This is a genomic window from Pseudomonas rossensis, from assembly GCF_039888995.1.
GTDB classification, from domain to species: domain Bacteria; phylum Pseudomonadota; class Gammaproteobacteria; order Pseudomonadales; family Pseudomonadaceae; genus Aquipseudomonas; species Aquipseudomonas rossensis.
Genome location: NZ_JBBWCB010000319.1, coordinates 1 through 645, shown reverse-complemented (window position 1 = coordinate 645; position 645 = coordinate 1). Strand labels below are relative to the sequence as shown.

Sequence of the window (645 nt, the reverse complement as noted above, 5' to 3'; positions counted from 1 at the left end):
GTGCTGAACCTGGCCGTCGAGAAAGCCAACTGGAAGGCGCCACTGCCGGACGGCCATGCGTTGGGTGTCGCGGTGCATGAGTCTTTCGGCAGTTATGTTGCCCAGGTGGCCGAGGTGTCCCAGGACAACCTGGCGATCCGCGTACACCGGGTGGTGTGTGCGGTGGATTGCGGCATTGCGGTCAACCCGATGAGCATCGCGGCGCAAATGGAATCGGCCATCACGTTCGGCCTCGGATTTACCTTGCACAGCAAACTGACCTTCAAGAACGGGCAAGTGGTGCAGTCCAATTACCACGACTATCAAGTGCTGCGGCTCAACGAAATGCCGGTGGTGGAAGTGCATATCTTGCCCAGCAGCGACAAACCCGGCGGCATCGGCGAGGCCGGTGTGCCGCCCACGGCGCCGGCAGTGGCCAACGCGGTGTTCGCCCTGACCGGCCAGCGCTTGCGGGAACTGCCGCTGCAACTGTCGGGGGTGTGAGATGAGACGACATCTGATTCTTGGCGCGGTGGTGTTGATCGGCTTGGTCGGCTACGCCGAAGACCTGGTCGCTGATGATAAGGAAGCCATCAAGGCGTTCGATACCGTGCAAAAGGTCTTCCAGAGCCCACGCTGCCAGAACTGCCATATTCCCGGCGATTC

The 645-nt window shown here is 61.2% G+C and carries 1 protein-coding gene; it reads left to right on the top strand.

All coding sequences use genetic code 11. The features are described from left to right. On the top strand, positions 1-483 hold a 483-nt coding region (locus tag WLY71_RS30680; RefSeq protein ID WP_347806579.1), incomplete at its 5' end, for a molybdopterin cofactor-binding domain-containing protein. Positions 484-645 lie beyond the last annotated feature (162 nt).